Source organism: Vibrio parahaemolyticus (assembly GCF_900460535.1).
GTDB classification, from domain to species: domain Bacteria; phylum Pseudomonadota; class Gammaproteobacteria; order Enterobacterales; family Vibrionaceae; genus Vibrio; species Vibrio parahaemolyticus.
Window position 1 is genome coordinate 38,008 of sequence record NZ_UHIL01000001.1, and the last position, 18,757, is coordinate 56,764.

The following is an 18,757-nucleotide window of genomic DNA, read 5'->3' on the forward strand; positions in this document are numbered from 1 at the left end:
GAGCTCACCCGCAAAAGTGAGCACCTTTCTACCGATAATCCCGTGGGGATTACTCTTCGTCTTCTAGCTCGATGTTGATACCTAGCGAGCGGATCTCTTTCAACAATACGTTGAACGATTCTGGCATGCCAGGTTCCATGCTGTGGTTACCGTCTACGATGTTTTTGTACATCTTAGTACGGCCGTTAACGTCATCTGACTTAACGGTTAGCATTTCTTGTAGAGTGTAAGCCGCACCGTATGCTTCTAGTGCCCATACTTCCATCTCACCGAAACGCTGACCACCGAACTGAGCTTTACCACCTAGTGGCTGCTGAGTTACTAGGCTGTACGAACCAGTTGAACGTGCGTGCATCTTGTCATCAACAAGGTGGTTCAGTTTCAGCATGTACATGTAACCAACAGTTACAGGACGCTCAAACGCATCACCTGTGCGACCATCAAACAGCGTTAGCTGACCAGATGTTGGCAGGTCTGCTAGCTCAAGAAGTGCTTTGATTGATGCTTCTGGAGCACCATCAAATACAGGTGTCGCGATTGGTAGACCGCCACGCAAGTTCTTGATCAGAGTACGTACTTCATCATCAGATAGAGAAGCAATGTCTACTTTCTGGCGAGTGTCGCCTAGATCGTAAACTTTTTGTAGGAACTCGCGGAATTTCGCTAGTTCTTGCTGCTCTTTAACCATCTGGTTGATCTTGTCACCGATACCTTTCGCTGCCAGACCTAAGTGAACTTCCAGGATCTGACCGATGTTCATACGCGAAGGTACACCCAGTGGGTTAAGTACGATGTCTACAGGCTGACCTTTCTCATCGTATGGCATGTCTTCAACAGGGTTGATCTTAGAGATTACACCCTTGTTACCGTGACGACCCGCCATCTTATCACCAGGCTGAATGCGACGTTTAACCGCTAGGTAAACCTTAACGATCTTCAGTACGCCAGGTGCTAGATCATCACCTTGAGTGATCTTGCGACGCTTAGTTTCGAACTTCTTATCGAAGTCAGCTTTTAGCTCGTCCCACTGCTCAGCAAGTTGCTCAAGCTGAGTTTGTAGTGCGTCATCTTCTAGCGTTAGTTCTAGCCACTTCTTACGATCAGTCGCGTCTAGTTTCGCTTCAGAGTAACCGCCTTCAATCAATACAGCTTTAACACGGTTTAGAAGGCCACCCTCAAGAATCTGGAATTCTTCAGTTAGGTCTTTCTTCGCTTCTTTAAGCTGCATCTGTTCGATTTCAAGCGCACGCTTGTCTTTCTCTACGCCATCGCGAGTGAAGACTTGAACGTCGATGATCGTACCTGAAACAGAGTTAGGTACACGTAGTGAAGTATCTTTAACGTCAGATGCTTTTTCACCGAAGATTGCACGTAGTAGCTTCTCTTCAGGCGTTAGCTGAGTTTCACCTTTAGGTGTTACTTTACCAACTAGGATGTCGCCACCCTTAACTTCAGCACCGATGTAAACGATACCTGACTCGTCTAGTTTAGACAGAGCAGATTCACCTACGTTTGGAATATCCGCTGTGATCTCTTCAGAGCCCAGCTTAGTGTCACGCGCCACACAAGTCAGTTCTTGAATGTGGATTGTCGTGAAGCGGTCTTCTTGAACTACGCGCTCAGATACTAAGATCGAGTCTTCGAAGTTGTAACCGTTCCAAGGCATGAACGCGATACGCATGTTTTGGCCAAGCGCTAGCTCACCAAGGTCTGTTGAAGGACCATCAGCAAGAACGTCACCGCGTGCTACAGGTTCACCTGGCATCACACATGGGCGCTGGTTAATACATGTGTTCTGGTTAGAACGTGTGTATTTAGTCAGGTTGTAGATGTCGATACCAGCTTCACCTGGTACTAGCTCTTCTTCGTTCACTTTAACAACGATACGAGAAGCATCTACTGACTGGATTACACCACCACGTTTAGCAACAGCCGTTACACCTGAGTCAACGGCTACGTTACGTTCGATACCAGTACCAACAAGCGGTTTGTCAGCTTTCAGTGTTGGAACTGCCTGACGTTGCATGTTCGCACCCATCAATGCACGGTTCGCATCATCGTGTTCTAGGAACGGGATAAGCGATGCAGCGATAGATACAACCTGGTTTGTCGCAACGTCCATGTACTGAGCGTGCTCACGAGGGTGTAGACCAGATTCACCTTTCTGACGAGCTGTGATCAGCTCATCTGCAAAAGTACCATCTTCGTTTAGCTTAGCGTTCGCCTGAGCGATAACGAATTGGCCTTCTTCGATTGCAGATAGGTAATCTACTTCGTCTGTTACAACACCATCTACAACGCGACGGTATGGCGTCTCAAGGAAACCGTACTCGTTACAACGCGCAAACGCAGATAGAGAGTTGATCAGACCGATGTTTAGACCTTCCGGCGTTTCGATAGGACATAGACGACCGTAGTGAGTTACGTGTACGTCTCGAACTTCGAAGCCAGCACGTTCACGAGTCAGACCGCCAGGACCCAATGCAGAAATACGACGCTTGTGCGTTACTTCTGATAACGGGTTGTTTTGGTCCATGAACTGTGAAAGCTGTGAAGAGCCAAAGAATTCTTTAACCGCTGCAGAAATTGGCTTCGCGTTGATCAGGTCTTGAGGCATGATTGCGTCAAGATCGCCTAGGCTTAGACGCTCTTTAACTGCACGCTCAACACGTACTAGACCTACACGGAACTGGTTCTCAGCCATTTCGCCGACAGAACGGATACGACGGTTGCCTAGGTGGTCGATATCGTCCACTTCGCCTTTGCCGTTACGGATCGCGATAAGCTTCTTCATCACTTCGATGATATCTGTTTCATCAAGTGTGCCTTGCTCTTGAGCATCTTCACGACCGATAGAGCTATTAAACTTCATACGACCAACAGTCGATAGATCGTAACGCTCTTCAGAGAAGAATAGGCTTTCGAATAGTGCTTCTGCAGCTTCTTTTGTTGGTGGCTCACCAGGGCGCATCATACGGTAGATTTCTACCAATGCAGAAATACGGTCAACAGTGCTGTCGATGCGTAGTGTTTCTGACATGAATGGACCGTGGTCTAGATCGTTCGTAAACAGAACTTCTAGCGCTTTGTGGCCAGCTTGAGACAGGTTCGCTAGCGCTTCCAGGCTGATTTCCTGGTTAGCATTAACAATGATCTCGCCTGTTGCTTCGTTGATGTAATCTTTCGATGCAACTTTACCAACGATGTACTCTACTGGTACTTCGATGTGATCAACGCCATCTTTCTCTAGTTGGCGGATATGACGAGCTGTTACGCGACGACCTTGCTCTACGTAAACTTTACCATTCGATTCGATGTCAAATGACGCAGTTTCACCACGTAGACGATCTGGAACCAACTCCATCAGTAGAGTTTGGTCTTTCACTTCGAAGTTCACTTTCTCGAAGAAGATATCTAGGATTTCTTCAGTCGATTTACCTAGTGCACGAAGGATGATCGATGCTGGTAGCTTACGACGACGGTCGATACGAACGTACAAGTTATCCTTAGGATCAAACTCGAAATCAAGCCATGAACCACGGTAAGGAATAACGCGCGCGTTGTATAAAACTTTACCTGAAGAGTGGGTCTTACCCTTATCGCTGTCGAAGAATACGCCTGGGCTTCGGTGCAGCTGGGATACGATAACCCTCTCGGTACCGTTAATTACGAAGGTACCATTGTCTGTCATGAGTGGAATTTCACCCATGTAGACTTCTTGTTCTTTAATGTCTTTTACAGTACCTGCTGGCGCGTCTTTATCAAAGATAACTAGGCGTAGTTTTACACGTAGTGGCTTTGAGTAAGTTACACCGCGGATTTGACATTCTTTAACGTCAAAAACTGGCTCACCAAGACGGTAGCTAACGTATTGCAGCTCAGAATTGCCGTTGTAGCTCTGAATCGGGAATACAGAACGGAAAGCAGCTTCAAGACCGTATTGACCTTCAGGATCCTGTTCGATGAATTTGTCGAACGAATCGAGCTGGATCGATAGCAGGTATGGAATGTCCAAAACTTGTGGACGAGTACCAAAGTCCTTATGGATGCGCTTTTTCTCGGTATAAGAGTAAACCATGGGGTTCCTCAGCTCGCTGATAAGTGACCCAAACTGTCCGCCCACTCCTAGTTACTTAAGGGGGGTAAGGGACAGTGACTAATATAGCTGTTTACTGTAGTGACATTTCATTTCGAAAGAATGAAATGTTTTTTGCATGGATATCAGGCGCTTAAACAGCGGGAAAATTCGCCTATACCCTACAGCGCAAAAAGGCCGGTGGTTAAAAAACCACCAGCCAATTAGCCGTTAGGCTAAGAAACTATGCAATAATTACTTAACAGCAACAGTTGCACCAGCTTCTTCTAGCTGAGCTTTAAGAGCGTCAGCTTCTGCTTTGTCAACACCTTCTTTAAGAGGTGCTGGAGCGCCGTCTACAAGAGCTTTAGCTTCTTTAAGACCTAGGCCAGTTGCGCCACGTACTGCTTTGATTACAGCAACTTTGTTACCGCCAGCAGATTCTAGGATTACGTCGAATTCAGTTTGCTCTTCAACAGCTGCACCAGCAGCAGCGCCGCCAGCTACAACAGCAGCAGCAGCAGAAACACCGAATTTCTCTTCCATTGCTTCGATTAGTTCAACAACTTGCATTACAGACATTTCTGCAACTGCGTCTAGGATTTGCTCGTTAGTAATAGACATAACAATTCTCTTTTAAGTCAACAATAAGTTTATTAAGCAACCAGTAAAAAGCAAGGCTTATTAAGCAGCTTCTTTTTGATCGCGGATAGCAGCGATTGTACGAACCAGCTTGCCAGCAGAAGCTTCTTTCATGCACATCATTAGGCGTGCGATTGCTTCGTCGTAAGTTGGTAGTGTCGCTAGTACTTCAGCGTCAGTTAGCGCGCCTTCAAATGCAGCAGCTTTGATCTCGAAGTCTTTGTTCTCTTTAGCGAAGTCTTTGAAAAGACGCGCTGCAGCACCTGGGTGCTCGTTAGAGAACGCGATTAGAGTAGGACCAGTGAAAGTGTCAGTTAGACACTCGTAGTCTGTACCCTGAACCGCACGACGTGCTAGAGTGTTACGCACGACTTTCATGTAAACGCCAGCTTCACGAGCTTGTTTACGTAGAGAAGTCATTGCGCCAACTTCAACGCCACGAGAATCAGCTACAACTGCAGAAAGTGCACCACTGGCAGCTTCGTTGACTTCAGCAACAATTGCTTTTTTGTCTTGAAGGTTTAAAGCCATCTTGGATTTACTCCTGGTTGTCGTTACACCACTCACTATCATCACGACAGTGAGAGCTATTGAGGTGCATTCCCAGAAGAAAGTTAACTATTTACATAGAGCTTTCTGTCAGTTCGGGCACCATCTACGTAGGATAATTAAGTCAACGGTTAGGCAGACACCTACGGTCTTGGACGGAGACTGGGTCTTAATTCATTTCGAACTAGGAGACAGTTCAAAGAACCAAAGTTCAGCCCCAACCACAAATATTAGGCGCAAAATTATACACAAATTTTGCGCCTAAGCAAATAAATTATGCTTGAGTGTTCAGGCTAGCCTGATCAACAGCAACACCAGCACCCATAGTAGTAGAGATGCTTACTTTCTTCAGGAAAGTACCTTTCGCTGAAGATGGCTTAGCTTTCTTCAGAGCAACTAGAAGTGCTTCTAGGTTCTCTTTGATCTGCTCAGCAGAGAAGTTTGCTTTGCCGATAGTAGTGTGGATGATGCCGTTTTTGTCGTTACGGTAACGAACCTGACCAGCTTTAGCGTTTTTAACTGCTTCAGCAACGTTAGGAGTTACAGTACCAACTTTAGGGTTTGGCATAAGACCGCGAGGACCTAGGATAGTACCTAGTTGACCTACAACGCGCATTGCATCTGGAGAAGCAACAACTACGTCAAAGTTCATTTCGCCTTTCTTAACTTGCTCAGCAAGATCTTCCATACCAACGATGTCTGCGCCAGCTTCTTTAGCTGCTTCAGCGTTTGCACCTTGAGTGAACACTGCTACGCGGATGTCGCGGCCAGTACCGTGAGGTAGTACAGTTGCACCACGTACGTTCTGGTCAGATTTACGAGCATCAATGCCTAGGTTAACAGCAACGTCTACAGACTCAACGAATTTAGCAGTAGCTAGTTCTTGAAGAAGAGCAACAGCTTCGTTGATTTCGTATTCTTTAGTTACGTCAACTTTTTCGCGGATTACGCGCATGCGCTTAGTTAGTTTTGCCATCTTATTAACCCTCTACCACTAGGCCCATTGAACGAGCAGTACCAGCGATAGAACGCTTCATCGCTTCGATGTCAGCACCAGTCATATCTGCAGCTTTAGTTTCTGCGATTTCTTGGATTTGAGCGTCAGTTACAGTGCCCACTTTTTCAGTGTTTGGACGGCCTGAACCAGACTTAACGCCAGCAGCTTTCTTAAGAAGAACAGCAGCAGGTGGAGTCTTAGTTACGAACGTGAAAGAACGGTCGCTGTATACTGTGATAACTACTGGAGTTGGTAGACCCTTCTCTAGAGATTCTGTTTTCGCGTTGAACGCTTTACAGAATTCCATGATGTTAACACCGTGTTGACCTAGAGCAGGACCAACTGGTGGACTTGGGTTCGCAGCGCCAGCAGCAACTTGTAGCTTGATGTAAGCTTCAACTTTCTTAGCCATGATAATTCCTAAGTTTGGGTACAAACGCTAATCACGGATCAGCTCCCCGTTTGTGTAAGAAACTTTTTACTTCACAAGAAGTAAAAAGGCGCGAAATTATAGTCATAATTCGCGCCTTATACAACCCTAAAAAGGTGATTTTTTATACTCTTTAAATCAGAGTATTAGTCCAGTTTTTCAACCTGACCAAATTCAAGCTCAACTGGTGTTGCACGACCAAAGATCGACACAGACACTTTCAGGCGGCTCTTCTCGTAATCCACTTCTTCAACGGTACCGTTGAAATCAGCAAATGGACCTTCATTAACACGAACCACTTCACCCGCTTCGTACATAGTACGTGGACGAGGAGCTTCACTCGCTTTCTCAAGACGGTTAAGAATAGCGTCAGCTTCTTTATCAGTGATAGGTGCTGGACGGTCTGAGGTACCACCAATGAAGCCCATGACACGCGGCACACTACGTACTAGGTGCCATGATTCATCGTTCATAATCATCTGAACAAGGACGTAACCTGGGAAGAACTTACGCTCAGATTTGCGACGTTGACCCGCGCGCATTTCCACTACTTCTTCAGTAGGAACTAGTACTTCACCGAATAGCTCTTCCATGCCGTGCATTTTGATATGCTCGCGCAGAGATTGAGCTACACGACCTTCAAATCCAGAGAAGGCTTGAACCACATACCAGCGTTTTTTTGGAGCTTCACTCATGAATTAAAACCCTCTATACCCCAGTTGCTAGAGCTACTAGACGAACCATAATTCCGTCAATACCCCATAGCACTAGAGCCATTACAATACTTACAGCTAAAACGATCAGTGTTGTTTGCATGGTTTCTTGGCGAGTAGGCCAAACAACTTTACGTACTTCCATACGCGATTCTTTTGCAAAACTGATCGCTGCTTTACCTTTAGTCGTTGTTGCTGCAACGCCAAGGGCAGCTGCAATTAGAACAACAACGCCTGCAGCGCGAACCACTACAGACATTTCACCATACAGGTAATTACCCACAACAGCGGCAGCTGCCAATACGAAAGCGGCAACCCACTTAAACGTATCTGCTGCATTTGAGCTATCAGGAGTTTCAGCATTATTTGCTTTCATAAAACCAACCTGTTACAAGTCTTAATATAGACGACAACAACCCCGCTGTTGCAGGGCAAACTCCATATCGCTGAAAAACAGCGAACTCTTCTTAAGATTAAGCCTCTTTGCCTAATCTTGCTCTGCACCCAACCCACTTCTGAACAAGAAAACAGCAAAAATAATGTTGAGCGCAGAAAAAGGGCATCAAATGATGCCCTTTTTGCTACTGGTTCGTCAAATCTAATTCAAGATTTTCCGAAAGCATTCGTTTAATTCGTTAAGAATTATTCGAAGATCTTAGCAACAACACCAGCACCTACTGTACGGCCACCTTCACGGATAGCGAAACGTAGACCTTCGTCCATTGCGATTGGTGCGATTAGCTCAACAACCATTTGGATGTTGTCGCCTGGCATTACCATTTCTACGCCTTCTGGTAGAGAGATATCGCCAGTTACGTCAGTTGTACGGAAGTAGAACTGTGGACGGTAACCTTTGAAGAAAGGAGTGTGACGACCGCCTTCTTCTTTAGATAGTACGTATACTTCTGATTCGAACTTAGTGTGTGGAGTGATTGAACCAGGCTTAGCTAGTACTTGACCACGTTCAACTTCGTCACGCTTAGTACCACGTAGAAGTGCACCAACGTTCTCACCTGCACGGCCTTCGTCTAGAAGCTTACGGAACATCTCTACACCAGTACATGTTGTAGTAGTTGTATCCTTGATACCTACGATAGCAACTTCGTCACCAACTGTTAGGATACCACGCTCGATACGGCCAGTTACTACTGTACCACGACCTTGGATTGAGAATACGTCTTCGATAGGCATTAGGAATGGCTGATCTACCGCACGCTCTGGCTCAGGGATGTAAGTATCTAGAGCTTCAGCTAGTTCAACGATTTTCGCTTCCCACTGCTCTTCGCCGTTTAGTGCGCCTAGTGCAGAACCTTGGATAACTGGTAGGTCATCACCTGGGAAATCGTATTCAGATAGAAGTTCACGAACTTCCATTTCTACTAGTTCTAGTAGCTCTTCATCGTCAACCATGTCACATTTGTTCATGAATACGATGATGTATGGGATACCAACCTGACGGCCTAGTAGGATGTGCTCACGAGTTTGTGGCATTGGGCCATCTGTCGCAGCAACAACTAGGATACCACCGTCCATCTGCGCAGCACCAGTGATCATGTTTTTAACATAGTCAGCGTGTCCTGGACAGTCAACGTGTGCGTAGTGACGTGATGGAGTGTCGTACTCAACGTGTGAAGTAGCGATTGTGATACCGCGCTCACGCTCTTCTGGAGCGTTATCGATAGATGCGAAGTCTTTCGCTTCACCGCCGTAAACTTTAGCTAGAGTAGTACAGATAGCTGCAGTTAGAGTTGTTTTACCGTGGTCAACGTGGCCGATAGTACCAACGTTAACGTGCGGTTTCGTACGTTCAAATTTTTCTTTAGACATGAGTGGTCCCTCTAGGTACGGATTTTTGGTGGCCCAAATTGACCACGCAACCAAATAAAGATTATTGGTAAATCTAATATCAAAAGGAGATAACTTTGAGAGCTGGTGCTGATAGGCAGACTCGAACTGCCGACCTCATCCTTACCAAGGATGCGCTCTACCACCTGAGCTATATCAGCACTCAAATTAGAGTGGAGCGGGCAGCGGGAATCGAACCCGCATCATCAGCTTGGAAGGCTGAGGTAATAGCCATTATACGATGCCCGCAACACGTAACTCTGAGAGCTATTTCCTAAAGAATATGGTGGAGGGGGACGGATTCGAACCATCGAAGGCAGTGCCGGCAGATTTACAGTCTGCTCCCTTTGGCCACTCGGGAACCCCTCCAAATTTTTAAGCCATTCTAACTACTAAAGGAAAGAATGGTGCCGACTACCGGAATCGAACTGGTGACCTACTGATTACAAGTCAGTTGCTCTACCTACTGAGCTAAGTCGGCATAAGTGGTGCGCATTCTATTGAATGATTTTCTAGGTTGCAATAGCTATTTAAAAAAAAGTCGTAAAATTCGGTTTTTTAGTTTCAATTGCTGCAAAATCATACAAACCTCGCTTTTTAAAGCAAACTTTCGTGCTTTGTCGTTTGCTTTGCACGGTGCTTGTTGTATGTTCTTGCTCTCTACTAAACCAAGGATAAAAGAGACCCATGAGTCCATTTTTGTCATTTGACCGTGCCGAGTGGGCAGAACTGCGTAATTCTGTTCCGATGACACTCTCTGAAGACGATCTAAAGGCGCTTCAAGGCATAAATGAAAACCTCACTATGGAGGAAGCGGTAGAGATCTACCTTCCTTTGTCTCGTCTACTCAATTTATATGTACAGGCTCGCCAAAGTCGCAACTCTGTTCTTCAGCAGTTTCTAAATACCGAGGAACACGCTCCGCCATTTGTTATTGGCATTGCGGGTAGTGTGGCTGTTGGAAAAAGTACAACAGCACGCATTCTTAAAGCACTGCTTTCTCGTTGGGAAAATCATCCCAAAGTCGCCTTAGTTACAACGGATGGCTTTCTGTATCCCAAAAAGGTTTTGGAAGAGCGCGGTATCATGCATCGCAAGGGTTTTCCCGAATCTTACGACATCAAACGCTTGGTAGAATTTGTTTCTGATGTAAAGGCGGGTAAACCAAATCTTGAAGTACCTGTTTACTCACACATCACATACGACATTACTGATGAGCTAAAAAAAGTCGACCGACCTGACGTGCTGATTATTGAAGGCTTAAACGTATTACAAAGCGGTATGGACTACCCACATGATCCACATCGAGTATTTGTATCTGATTTTCTTGATTTCTCAATTTATGTTGATGCGGAAAGTGAAACGATAGAGCAGTGGTATGTCGAGAGATTTTTGAAGTTTCGCCGCGGAGCTTTTACTAAACCAGGCTCCTACTTCAGCCACTATACGCAGCTGTCGGTCGATGAAGCGAAAAGTAAAGCGAAAGAAATTTGGCGCAATATTAATGGACTCAATCTGGAATTGAACATTCTTCCAACCAGAGAAAGAGCCCATTTGATCCTCCACAAAGGTGCTAACCACCTTGTCGACAAAGTATCGCTAAGAAAGTAAAGGGGCTCAGTCCCCTTTTCTCAACGAAATTTCTCCGCCAATGTAGGTTTCCAAACCATTTTCAGTTTTGAGCACCACCCCACCCTGTTGGTCGATACCTTGTACCACTCCGTGTATTTCTCTCGGTCCCATAAGAAGCTTAACCGGTCGGCCGATAAAGTTGTCCAAACGATTCCAACGTTCAACAAAACCACCCAGTCCAGTCAGTTCATATTCTTCTAACGCGGCTTTCCAATGATCGATAAGACGTATCGCCAATTGAGTTCTATCGATACTAACTTCATTGGAAATTTGGTTGAGTGTTGTCCAAGGTTGATCAATACCGGGCTGCACATCAGGCATGCCAATATTTAATCCCATTCCAATCACTAAGTGAGCTGCGCCTCCTGCTTGACCAGACATCTCCACTAAAATACCGGCTAGTTTTTTATCTTGATAGTAGATGTCGTTTGGCCACTTAAGCTTAACACCTTGGATACCGATACTTTCCAGCGCTTCGACTGCTGCAATACCCACGACCAAACTCAGTCCCATCGCTGCCGCCATACCCGCATCTAAGCGCCAGTACATAGACAAATACAGATTGGTGCCAAATGGCGATATCCATTGACGTCCGCGACGACCGCGCCCCTGCGCCTGATATTCAGCGATACAAACTCGCCCTTTATCGGATTCACTGACTTTCTCTAACAAATATTGATTCGTTGAATCGATCACGGAAATCAGTTCTACCGGAGTGCTAATGGCATTTTTCAGACGAGTTTCATCGAGTAATTGAAGAGGATGAGCCAGTTGATAGCCTCGTCCTTGGATACGATAAATATCCACTCCCCAATCATTCAACCCTTTAATGTGCTTTGCAATTGCCGCTCTAGAAATGCCCAGTTGTTGTCCAAGCATTTCACCTGAATGAAAACCGCCATCGCTGAGTGTTTTAAGGATATGTAGCTTCACTGAGTGTTCTTTTCTCATTGAGCCGCCTCAATCTTAGCGAGATTAGTTTCACCTTGACGATTCATAAAGCGCACTTCGTGTTCGAGTTCAATTTGGTACTTATCCCACACCGCCCTTTTCACCAAAGAAGCAAGTGCAACCACGTCATCAGCACTGCAGTTGTCGACATTTGTTAATACCAACGCTTGTAAAGGGTTCACCTGAGCACCGTTGACTGAAATACCTTTCAAACCACACTGGTCAATCAGCCAACCGGCTGCCACTTTCATTCCCTCGTTTGCAGGGTAAGCCACCATGTCGCTATGCTTTCGAATGAGTTGATCATAATGATCTTGGCTGATCACAGGGTTTTTAAAGAAACTCCCTGCGTTACCGACTTTAGCTGGGTCTGGCAGTTTCTCCATACGAACTTGGCACACACGTTCAAATATTGCATTTGGACTTAATTCGTTTTCAGGGATGTTTTGTAACGGCCCATATTGATTCTTCGGCGTCCATCGCTTCGGCAGCTTCAAGCCAATGGCTGTGACAAAGCATTTTTCATATAGATCATGTTTGAAAACTGAATCTCGGTACCCAAATTCGCAGTCTTCCGCACTCATCCGCCTCGTTTTTAAAGTCGTCAAATCCAATACATCGACGTAGCTACAAAGATCTTTTAGTTCAACCCCGTATGCGCCGATGTTTTGGATCGGAGCTGACCCAGCACAACCGGGAATCAAAGCTAAGTTTTCGATCCCGCCCATACCTTGGGCAACACACCAAGCCACCAAACTCGGCCAATCCTCCCCACCTTGAACATGCAGAAGATAATCTTCATGGGTTTCTGAAACCGATTTCCCCAAAAGGCGGTTAACAATGACGAGACCATCAAAATGTTCAGTAAATAGAACATTGCTGCCTTTACCCAAAAACAACTTCGGCAGACTTTGAAAAGCAGGATTTTGATAGAGGCTGATTACATCATCTATCGAGTCAACAATGGCTAAGTAGGAGCAAGTCTGCTCGATACCAAAAGTGTGAAAAGCCTTGAGGCTTGCGTGTTCTTTAATTTGCATAGTGATTTGCAACGCCAGATAAGATTCTCTTAAACTGGGCACATTCTACCCCAGTTAACTTTTAACCGCAGTGACAATACCTAACTCATTAATCATAGAAGTGTTAAATCCGATCAAACTCCCTTTGATCAAAAAGCTCTATAAAGCCCATTACCCCTCCGGGCGAGCCAAAAAAGATGAACTCATCATCACAGCCAGTCGTGAAGGTGTGATCGTCGCACTACTAAGATTAAAAACCGTAGAGCAATATCGCTTATTAACAGGCATGCTCGTCATCCCAGAAGTTAGAGGCACGAGCGTTGGCCGCACTCTGCTAGAGCATTGCGAGAACAAAGTTTTCGAAGATGGTGATTATTGCTTCGCTTTTAGCTACTTAGAAAAATATTATGCTCAACATGGTTTCGAAACCATTGACAGTCATGAGCTGCCGAACTCCTTAAAGATGGCCTTTCAACGTTATGTTGATAGCGGCAAAGATCTCATTCCAATGCAATTTATCCCTTCAAAGGTTTCAAAGCGTGCGCTTTAGTAGCCAGGGAAATCATATCTTTGGTAAAATATCAGGTTCGCAATATTGCACTAAAATAAGGTACTCACACCGATATGATAGTAAATAGGAATCCATTCGAGCAGTTGCCTAGTCTCGCAATCAATCCTGAAGACTTTGATGTTCTGTACTCTGCAGAAACATTTCGAACTCGTCTTTTAGATGCGATCAGCAAAGCAACGTCACGAATCTACCTAGTCGCTCTATATCTGGAAGATGATGAAGCTGGGCGTGAAATACTCACTGCACTTTACGAAGCAAAGCAGCGTAATCCAGGATTAGACATTAATATCTGTGTTGACTGGCACCGAGCACAACGCGGCCTTATTGGTGCAGAAACATCAGAAGGCAACTCAGCGCTTTATAAAGCGTTTGCTGACCAATACCAACATGCCATCCCTGTTTATGGTATCCCCGTTCGCGGCCGAGAAGTATTTGGTGTGCTTCATTTAAAAGGCTTCGTCGTCGACGATACCGTGATTTACAGTGGCGCTAGCCTTAATAACGTTTATTTGCAGTACCATGGTCGCTATCGATTTGATCGCTACCATGTTATTAAGCACAAGTCCCTTGCAGATACGATGGTGAACTTCGTTCAAAATGAAATGATTGCTCACCCTGCAGTAAACGACTTGGCCGATCGAGATAAGCCAGAAACCAAAGAAATTAAATCGGCAATTCGCCAACTTCGCTCTTCTCTTGCTCAAGCCAACTATCAATTTGCCCATGAGTCAGCGGCAGAAGATAAAGTAAAGCTCACACCACTTGTTGGTCTTGGTAAGCGTCGAAACTTACTAAACCAGCAAATCGTCAAGCTACTAGCAGCAGCAAAAAACGAAATTTTCATCTGTACGCCATATTTTAACTTCCCTAAATCAATTCACCGGGAAGTAAAACGTGCGATGAAACGTGGAGTAAAAGTAACGATCGTGGTAGGAGATAAAACCGCGAACGATTTCTATATCTCTCCAGAAGAAGATTTCAAAACCATTGGTGGTCTTCCTTACCTTTACGAGGTAAATCTGCGCCGCTTTGCCAAAGCAAATGAGGCGAACATTGCAGCTCGTAAGCTTTCAGTGCACTTATGGAAGCATGAAAACAACAGCTTCCACCTAAAAGGTATCTGGGTTGATAAACGATACATGCTGCTTACAGGTAACAACTTAAATCCGCGTGCTTGGTCTCTCGATCTTGAAAATGGTTTATTGATTCAAGATGACTACGCAAACCTTACTCATAAGTTTGAAGATGAAGTAGCCCGAATCCTTGAACATACGCAGCTAATCTGCACTTACAAACAGTTGGAAAAAGTCGAAGATTACCCGCTTGCTGTGCAAAAACTCGTGAGAAAAATCACTCGCTTAAAAGCTGACGGTGTTTTAAAGCGTATCCTTTAAATATCTTCCGTTTATTTGTCTTTCGAAAGCCCAACTTATGTTGGGCTTTTTTTGTACACGGCAGATCAAGTGATTTCCATTTTTCAAAAGACATATCTCACCCTGAAAGCCCCCACACACTTTTTAAACATAAATACAGAGCGAGTATTTGATTAGTTCTAAGCACCTTAGAACGGCTTAAAAAATACTTATTAAAGGATTGAAACTAGGCTCACTCTCGAAAAAACAGACAAAGGTGGTTAACACCCTATCGAATTCGCATGCTTAATCTTATAGATTGAATCAAATCGACAAACTCATATTACTCAAGACGATTGGAAATTGGGGAAAGCGAGTCCCGTATCGATATTAGCAAAACAGTAGAGAAGAATGCATTGTAGACTGATGGGACACTTTAAAATGACTAGCTAAGCTTTCAAATCAGTGTAAATGGCGGAGCTATTGGGACGGCAGACCACCGAGAATGGCCTTTCTTGGAAGGGAAAAGACAGCCCCTAAAACGACAAAAGCCCTGCTATTTCTAGCAGGGCTTTCAAATAAGTGGCGGAGCGGACGGGACTCGAACCCGCGACCCCCGGCGTGACAGGCCGGTATTCTAACCAACTGAACTACCGCTCCGCACTGGTTAGACCTAAGTCTAAATTTAAAGCCTGGCGATGTCCTACTCTCACATGGGGAAACCCCACACTACCATCGGCGCTATTTCGTTTCACTTCTGAGTTCGGAATGGAGTCAGGTGGGTCCAAAACGCTATGGTCGCCAAGCAAATTCTTTAATTCGGAAAGCTGTTTTTGTGTTCTCTACACATTCAATTCTGTTCTTGCTTCGAGTCCATCAAAACCCCTTGGGTGTTGTATGGTTAAGCCTCACGGGCAATTAGTATCAGTTAGCTCAATGCCTCACAGCACTTACACACCTGACCTATCAACGTCGTAGTCTCCGACAACCCTTTAGGATACTTAAAGTATCAGGGAAGACTCATCTCAGGGCTCGCTTCCCGCTTAGATGCTTTCAGCGGTTATCGATTCCGAACTTAGCTACCGGGCAATGCGTCTGGCGACACAACCCGAACACCAGAGGTTCGTCCACTCCGGTCCTCTCGTACTAGGAGCAGCCCCCTTCAATCTTCCAACGCCCACGGCAGATAGGGACCGAACTGTCTCACGACGTTCTAAACCCAGCTCGCGTACCACTTTAAATGGCGAACAGCCATACCCTTGGGACCGACTTCAGCCCCAGGATGTGATGAGCCGACATCGAGGTGCCAAACACCGCCGTCGATATGAACTCTTGGGCGGTATCAGCCTGTTATCCCCGGAGTACCTTTTATCCGTTGAGCGATGGCCCTTCCATTCAGAACCACCGGATCACTATGACCTGCTTTCGCACCTGCTCGAATTGTCATTCTCGCAGTCAAGCGGGCTTATGCCATTGCACTAACCTCACGATGTCCAACCGTGATTAGCCCACCTTCGTGCTCCTCCGTTACTCTTTGGGAGGAGACCGCCCCAGTCAAACTACCCACCAGGCACTGTCCGCAACCCCGATTAGGGGTCGACGTTAGAACATCAACACTACAAGGGTGGTATTTCAAGGACGGCTCCACACATACTGGCGTACGTGCTTCAAAGCCTCCCACCTATCCTACACATGTAGGGTCAATGTTCAGTGCCAAGCTGTAGTAAAGGTTCACGGGGTCTTTCCGTCTAGCCGCGGGTACACTGCATCTTCACAGCGATTTCAATTTCACTGAGTCTCGGGTGGAGACAGCGTGGCCATCATTACGCCATTCGTGCAGGTCGGAACTTACCCGACAAGGAATTTCGCTACCTTAGGACCGTTATAGTTACGGCCGCCGTTTACCGGGGCTTCGATCAAGAGCTTCGACCGAAGTCTAACCCCATCAATTAACCTTCCGGCACCGGGCAGGCGTCACACCGTATACGTCATCTTACGATTTTGCACAGTGCTGTGTTTTTAATAAACAGTTGCAGCCACCTGGTATCTGCGACTCTCAATAGCTCCATCCGCAAGGGACTTCACCGTCGAGAGCGTACCTTCTCCCGAAGTTACGGTACCATTTTGCCTAGTTCCTTCACCCGAGTTCTCTCAAGCGCCTTGGTATTCTCTACCCGACCACCTGTGTCGGTTTGGGGTACGATTCCTTACAATCTGAAGCTTAGAGGCTTTTCCTGGAAGCATGGCATCAATGACTTCACATCCGTAGATGCTCGACGTCGTGTCTCAGCCTTAAAGAGAGCCGGATTTACCTAACTCTCAAGCCTACGCACTTGAACCTGGACAACCGTCGCCAGGCCCACCTAGCCTTCTCCGTCCCCCCATCGCAATTGTAAGAAGTACGGGAATATTAACCCGTTTCCCATCGACTACGCCTTTCGGCCTCGCCTTAGGGGTCGACTTACCCTGCCCCGATTAACGTTGGACAGGAACCCTTGGTCTTCCGGCGAGGAGGTTTTTCACCCCCTTTATCGTTACTCATGTCAGCATTCGCACTTCTGATACGTCCAGCATGCGTTACCACACACCTTCAACCGCTTACAGAACGCTCCCCTACCCAATATACAAAAGTATATTGCCGCAGCTTCGGTTTACTACTTAGCCCCGTTACATCTTCCGCGCAGGCCGACTCGACCAGTGAGCTATTACGCTTTCTTTAAATGATGGCTGCTTCTAAGCCAACATCCTGGCTGTCTGAGCCTTCCCACATCGTTTCCCACTTAGTAGTAATTTGGGACCTTAGCTGGCGGTCTGGGTTGTTTCCCTCTCCACGACGGACGTTAGCACCCGCCGTGTGTCTCCCGGATAGTACTTACTGGTATTCGGAGTTTGCAAAGGGTTGGTAAGTCGGGATGACCCCCTAGCCTTAACAGTGCTCTACCCCCAGTAGTATTCGTCCGAGGCGCTACCTAAATAGCTTTCGGGGAGAACCAGCTATCTCCAGGTTTGATTGGCCTTTCACCCCTAGCCACAAGTCATCCGCTAATTTTTCAACATTAGTCGGTTCGGTCCTCCAGTTGATGTTACTCAACCTTCAACCTGCCCATGGCTAGATCACCTGGTTTCGGGTCTATATCCAGAGACTGAACGCCCAGTTAAGACTCGGTTTCCCTACGGCTCCCCTAGATGGTTAACCTTGCCACTGAATATAAGTCGCTGACCCATTATACAAAAGGTACGCAGTCACAGGACAAAGCCTGCTCCTACTGCTTGTACGTACACGGTTTCAGGTTCTATTTCACTCCCCTCACAGGGGTTCTTTTCGCCTTTCCCTCACGGTACTGGTTCACTATCGGTCAGTCAGTAGTATTTAGCCTTGGAGGATGGTCCCCCCATATTCAGACAGGATATCACGTGTCCCGCCCTACTCGATTTCACTGAACACACGTCGTCAACTACGGGACTATCACCCTGTATCGTCGGACTTTCCAGACCGTTCGTCTAACGCGTGTAAAGCTTAAGGGCTAGTCCAATTTCGCTCGCCGCTACTTTCGGAATCTCGGTTGATTTCTTTTTCTCGGGGTACTTAGATGTTTCAGTTCCCCCGGTTCGCCTCCTTACCCTATGTATTCAGGTAAGGATACGTGCTTATGCACGTGGGTTTCCCCATTCAGAAATCCCAGACTCAAATGGTTGTTACTACCTAATCTGGGCTTATCGCAAGTTACTACGTCTTTCATCGCCTCTGACTGCCAAGGCATCCACCGTGTACGCTTAGTCACTTAACCATACAACCCGAAGGAGTTTCGAGTTGATGAACAAGTCACCAAAGTTGTCTGCAATTTTTATACATGATGCAGACTCGATTTTGCCGGACTCAAATTCCAAGAACACTTGAATGTGTTATTTTGGTGTTTGTCTTAAAGACAAACATTGAGAACTTTACAAACAACAATAAATTGTTGTTTTGTCAGCTTTCCA

At 46.1% G+C, this 18,757-nt stretch carries 13 protein-coding genes, 5 tRNA genes and 2 rRNA genes; 3 read left to right on the top strand and 17 right to left on the bottom strand.

Annotated features, from left to right (window positions below):
• Window positions 1–49: 49 nt before the first annotated feature.
• The 12 genes from rpoB to DYB02_RS00245 form a co-directional block, all read right to left on the bottom strand.
• Window positions 50–4,078, bottom strand: a complete 4,029-nt coding sequence (rpoB, locus tag DYB02_RS00185) for a DNA-directed RNA polymerase subunit beta (RefSeq protein ID WP_029862114.1) — start codon at window positions 4,076–4,078, stop codon at window positions 50–52.
• 252 nt (window positions 4,079–4,330) lie between these two features.
• Window positions 4,331–4,699, bottom strand: coding sequence for a 50S ribosomal protein L7/L12 (rplL, locus tag DYB02_RS00190; protein WP_005466152.1), 369 nt, complete (start codon window positions 4,697–4,699; stop codon window positions 4,331–4,333).
• A 60-nt stretch (window positions 4,700–4,759) separates the two neighbouring features.
• Complete coding sequence (gene rplJ / locus DYB02_RS00195) at window positions 4,760–5,248, bottom strand: 50S ribosomal protein L10 (protein ID WP_005481772.1); 489 nt, start codon at window positions 5,246–5,248, stop codon at window positions 4,760–4,762.
• Between the two features lie 292 nt (window positions 5,249–5,540).
• The gene (gene rplA, locus DYB02_RS00200; RefSeq protein ID WP_005489780.1) at window positions 5,541–6,242 is read right to left on the bottom strand and encodes a 50S ribosomal protein L1; all 702 of its coding nucleotides are present in this window, start codon (window positions 6,240–6,242) and stop codon (window positions 5,541–5,543) included.
• Window positions 6,243–6,246: 4 nt separating this feature from the next.
• Window positions 6,247–6,675 (bottom strand): 50S ribosomal protein L11, encoded by a 429-nt coding sequence (gene rplK, locus DYB02_RS00205; RefSeq protein WP_005489784.1) that lies wholly within the window; start codon window positions 6,673–6,675, stop codon window positions 6,247–6,249.
• Window positions 6,676–6,839: 164 nt separating this feature from the next.
• Complete coding sequence (gene nusG, locus DYB02_RS00210; RefSeq protein ID WP_005384681.1) at window positions 6,840–7,388, bottom strand: transcription termination/antitermination protein NusG; 549 nt, start codon at window positions 7,386–7,388, stop codon at window positions 6,840–6,842.
• A gap of 13 nt (window positions 7,389–7,401) precedes the next feature.
• Window positions 7,402–7,782, bottom strand: coding sequence for a preprotein translocase subunit SecE (secE, locus tag DYB02_RS00215; RefSeq protein ID WP_005384680.1), 381 nt, complete (start codon window positions 7,780–7,782; stop codon window positions 7,402–7,404).
• Window positions 7,783–8,048: 266 nt separating this feature from the next.
• Window positions 8,049–9,233 (bottom strand): elongation factor Tu, encoded by a 1,185-nt coding sequence (gene tuf / locus DYB02_RS00225; RefSeq protein ID WP_005480487.1) that lies wholly within the window; start codon window positions 9,231–9,233, stop codon window positions 8,049–8,051.
• 103 nt (window positions 9,234–9,336) lie between these two features.
• Window positions 9,337–9,412 (bottom strand) — tRNA-Thr (locus DYB02_RS00230).
• 13 nt (window positions 9,413–9,425) lie between these two features.
• Window positions 9,426–9,500 (bottom strand) — tRNA-Gly (locus DYB02_RS00235).
• Between the two features lie 35 nt (window positions 9,501–9,535).
• Window positions 9,536–9,620, bottom strand: a tRNA-Tyr gene (locus DYB02_RS00240).
• A gap of 36 nt (window positions 9,621–9,656) precedes the next feature.
• Window positions 9,657–9,732 (bottom strand) — tRNA-Thr (locus DYB02_RS00245).
• A gap of 206 nt (window positions 9,733–9,938) precedes the next feature.
• Between DYB02_RS00245 and coaA the strand changes: the two genes are divergently transcribed.
• Window positions 9,939–10,862, top strand: coding sequence for a type I pantothenate kinase (gene coaA / locus DYB02_RS00250; protein ID WP_015297458.1), 924 nt, complete (start codon window positions 9,939–9,941; stop codon window positions 10,860–10,862).
• A 6-nt stretch (window positions 10,863–10,868) separates the two neighbouring features.
• Here coaA and birA read toward each other — a convergent pair whose 3' ends face one another.
• Together birA and murB are read right to left on the bottom strand one after the other, a co-directional pair.
• Window positions 10,869–11,834: a bifunctional biotin--[acetyl-CoA-carboxylase] ligase/biotin operon repressor BirA gene (gene birA / locus DYB02_RS00255; protein ID WP_005478002.1), complete on the bottom strand. Its 966-nt coding sequence runs from the start codon at window positions 11,832–11,834 to the stop codon at window positions 10,869–10,871.
• A complete protein-coding gene (gene murB, locus DYB02_RS00260) occupies window positions 11,831–12,874 on the bottom strand; it encodes a UDP-N-acetylmuramate dehydrogenase (protein WP_020839817.1) in 1,044 nt (347 codons plus the stop codon). The genes birA and murB overlap by 4 nt, the downstream gene beginning before the upstream one ends.
• Before the next feature lie 100 nt (window positions 12,875–12,974).
• Between murB and DYB02_RS00265 the strand changes: the two genes are divergently transcribed.
• Window positions 12,975–13,403 (top strand): GNAT family N-acetyltransferase, encoded by a 429-nt coding sequence (locus DYB02_RS00265; RefSeq protein ID WP_005497562.1) that lies wholly within the window; start codon window positions 12,975–12,977, stop codon window positions 13,401–13,403.
• A 74-nt stretch (window positions 13,404–13,477) separates the two neighbouring features.
• Window positions 13,478–14,818: a CDP-diacylglycerol--serine O-phosphatidyltransferase gene (gene pssA / locus DYB02_RS00270; RefSeq protein ID WP_015297461.1), complete on the top strand. Its 1,341-nt coding sequence runs from the start codon at window positions 13,478–13,480 to the stop codon at window positions 14,816–14,818.
• 541 nt (window positions 14,819–15,359) lie between these two features.
• Here the strand turns inward: pssA and DYB02_RS00275 are convergent.
• The 3 genes from DYB02_RS00275 to DYB02_RS00285 form a co-directional block, all read right to left on the bottom strand.
• A tRNA-Asp gene (locus tag DYB02_RS00275) sits at window positions 15,360–15,436 on the bottom strand.
• Between the two features lie 30 nt (window positions 15,437–15,466).
• A 5S ribosomal RNA gene (rrf, locus tag DYB02_RS00280) occupies window positions 15,467–15,582 on the bottom strand.
• A 91-nt stretch (window positions 15,583–15,673) separates the two neighbouring features.
• Window positions 15,674–18,564 (bottom strand): 23S ribosomal RNA (locus tag DYB02_RS00285).
• Between the last annotated feature and the right edge of the window lie 193 nt (window positions 18,565–18,757).

Bases quoted from the DNA above. Each gene is read 5' to 3' on its own strand.
- murB (WP_020839817.1), bottom strand. From the start codon at position 12,874: ATGCAAATTAAAGAACACGCAAGCCTCAAGGCTTTTCACACTTTTGGT.
- pssA (WP_015297461.1), top strand. From the start codon at position 13,478: ATGATAGTAAATAGGAATCCATTCGAGCAGTTGCCTAGTCTCGCAATC.
- rplJ (WP_005481772.1), bottom strand. From the start codon at position 5,248: ATGGCTTTAAACCTTCAAGACAAAAAAGCAATTGTTGCTGAAGTCAAC.
- birA (WP_005478002.1), bottom strand. From the start codon at position 11,834: ATGAGAAAAGAACACTCAGTGAAGCTACATATCCTTAAAACACTCAGC.
- rplL (WP_005466152.1), bottom strand. From the start codon at position 4,699: ATGTCTATTACTAACGAGCAAATCCTAGACGCAGTTGCAGAAATGTCT.
- secE (WP_005384680.1), bottom strand. From the start codon at position 7,782: ATGAAAGCAAATAATGCTGAAACTCCTGATAGCTCAAATGCAGCAGAT.
- rplK (WP_005489784.1), bottom strand. From the start codon at position 6,675: ATGGCTAAGAAAGTTGAAGCTTACATCAAGCTACAAGTTGCTGCTGGC.
- rplA (WP_005489780.1), bottom strand. From the start codon at position 6,242: ATGGCAAAACTAACTAAGCGCATGCGCGTAATCCGCGAAAAAGTTGAC.
- rpoB (WP_029862114.1), bottom strand. From the start codon at position 4,078: ATGGTTTACTCTTATACCGAGAAAAAGCGCATCCATAAGGACTTTGGT.
- nusG (WP_005384681.1), bottom strand. From the start codon at position 7,388: ATGAGTGAAGCTCCAAAAAAACGCTGGTATGTGGTTCAAGCCTTCTCT.
- coaA (WP_015297458.1), top strand. From the start codon at position 9,939: ATGAGTCCATTTTTGTCATTTGACCGTGCCGAGTGGGCAGAACTGCGT.
- tuf (WP_005480487.1), bottom strand. From the start codon at position 9,233: ATGTCTAAAGAAAAATTTGAACGTACGAAACCGCACGTTAACGTTGGT.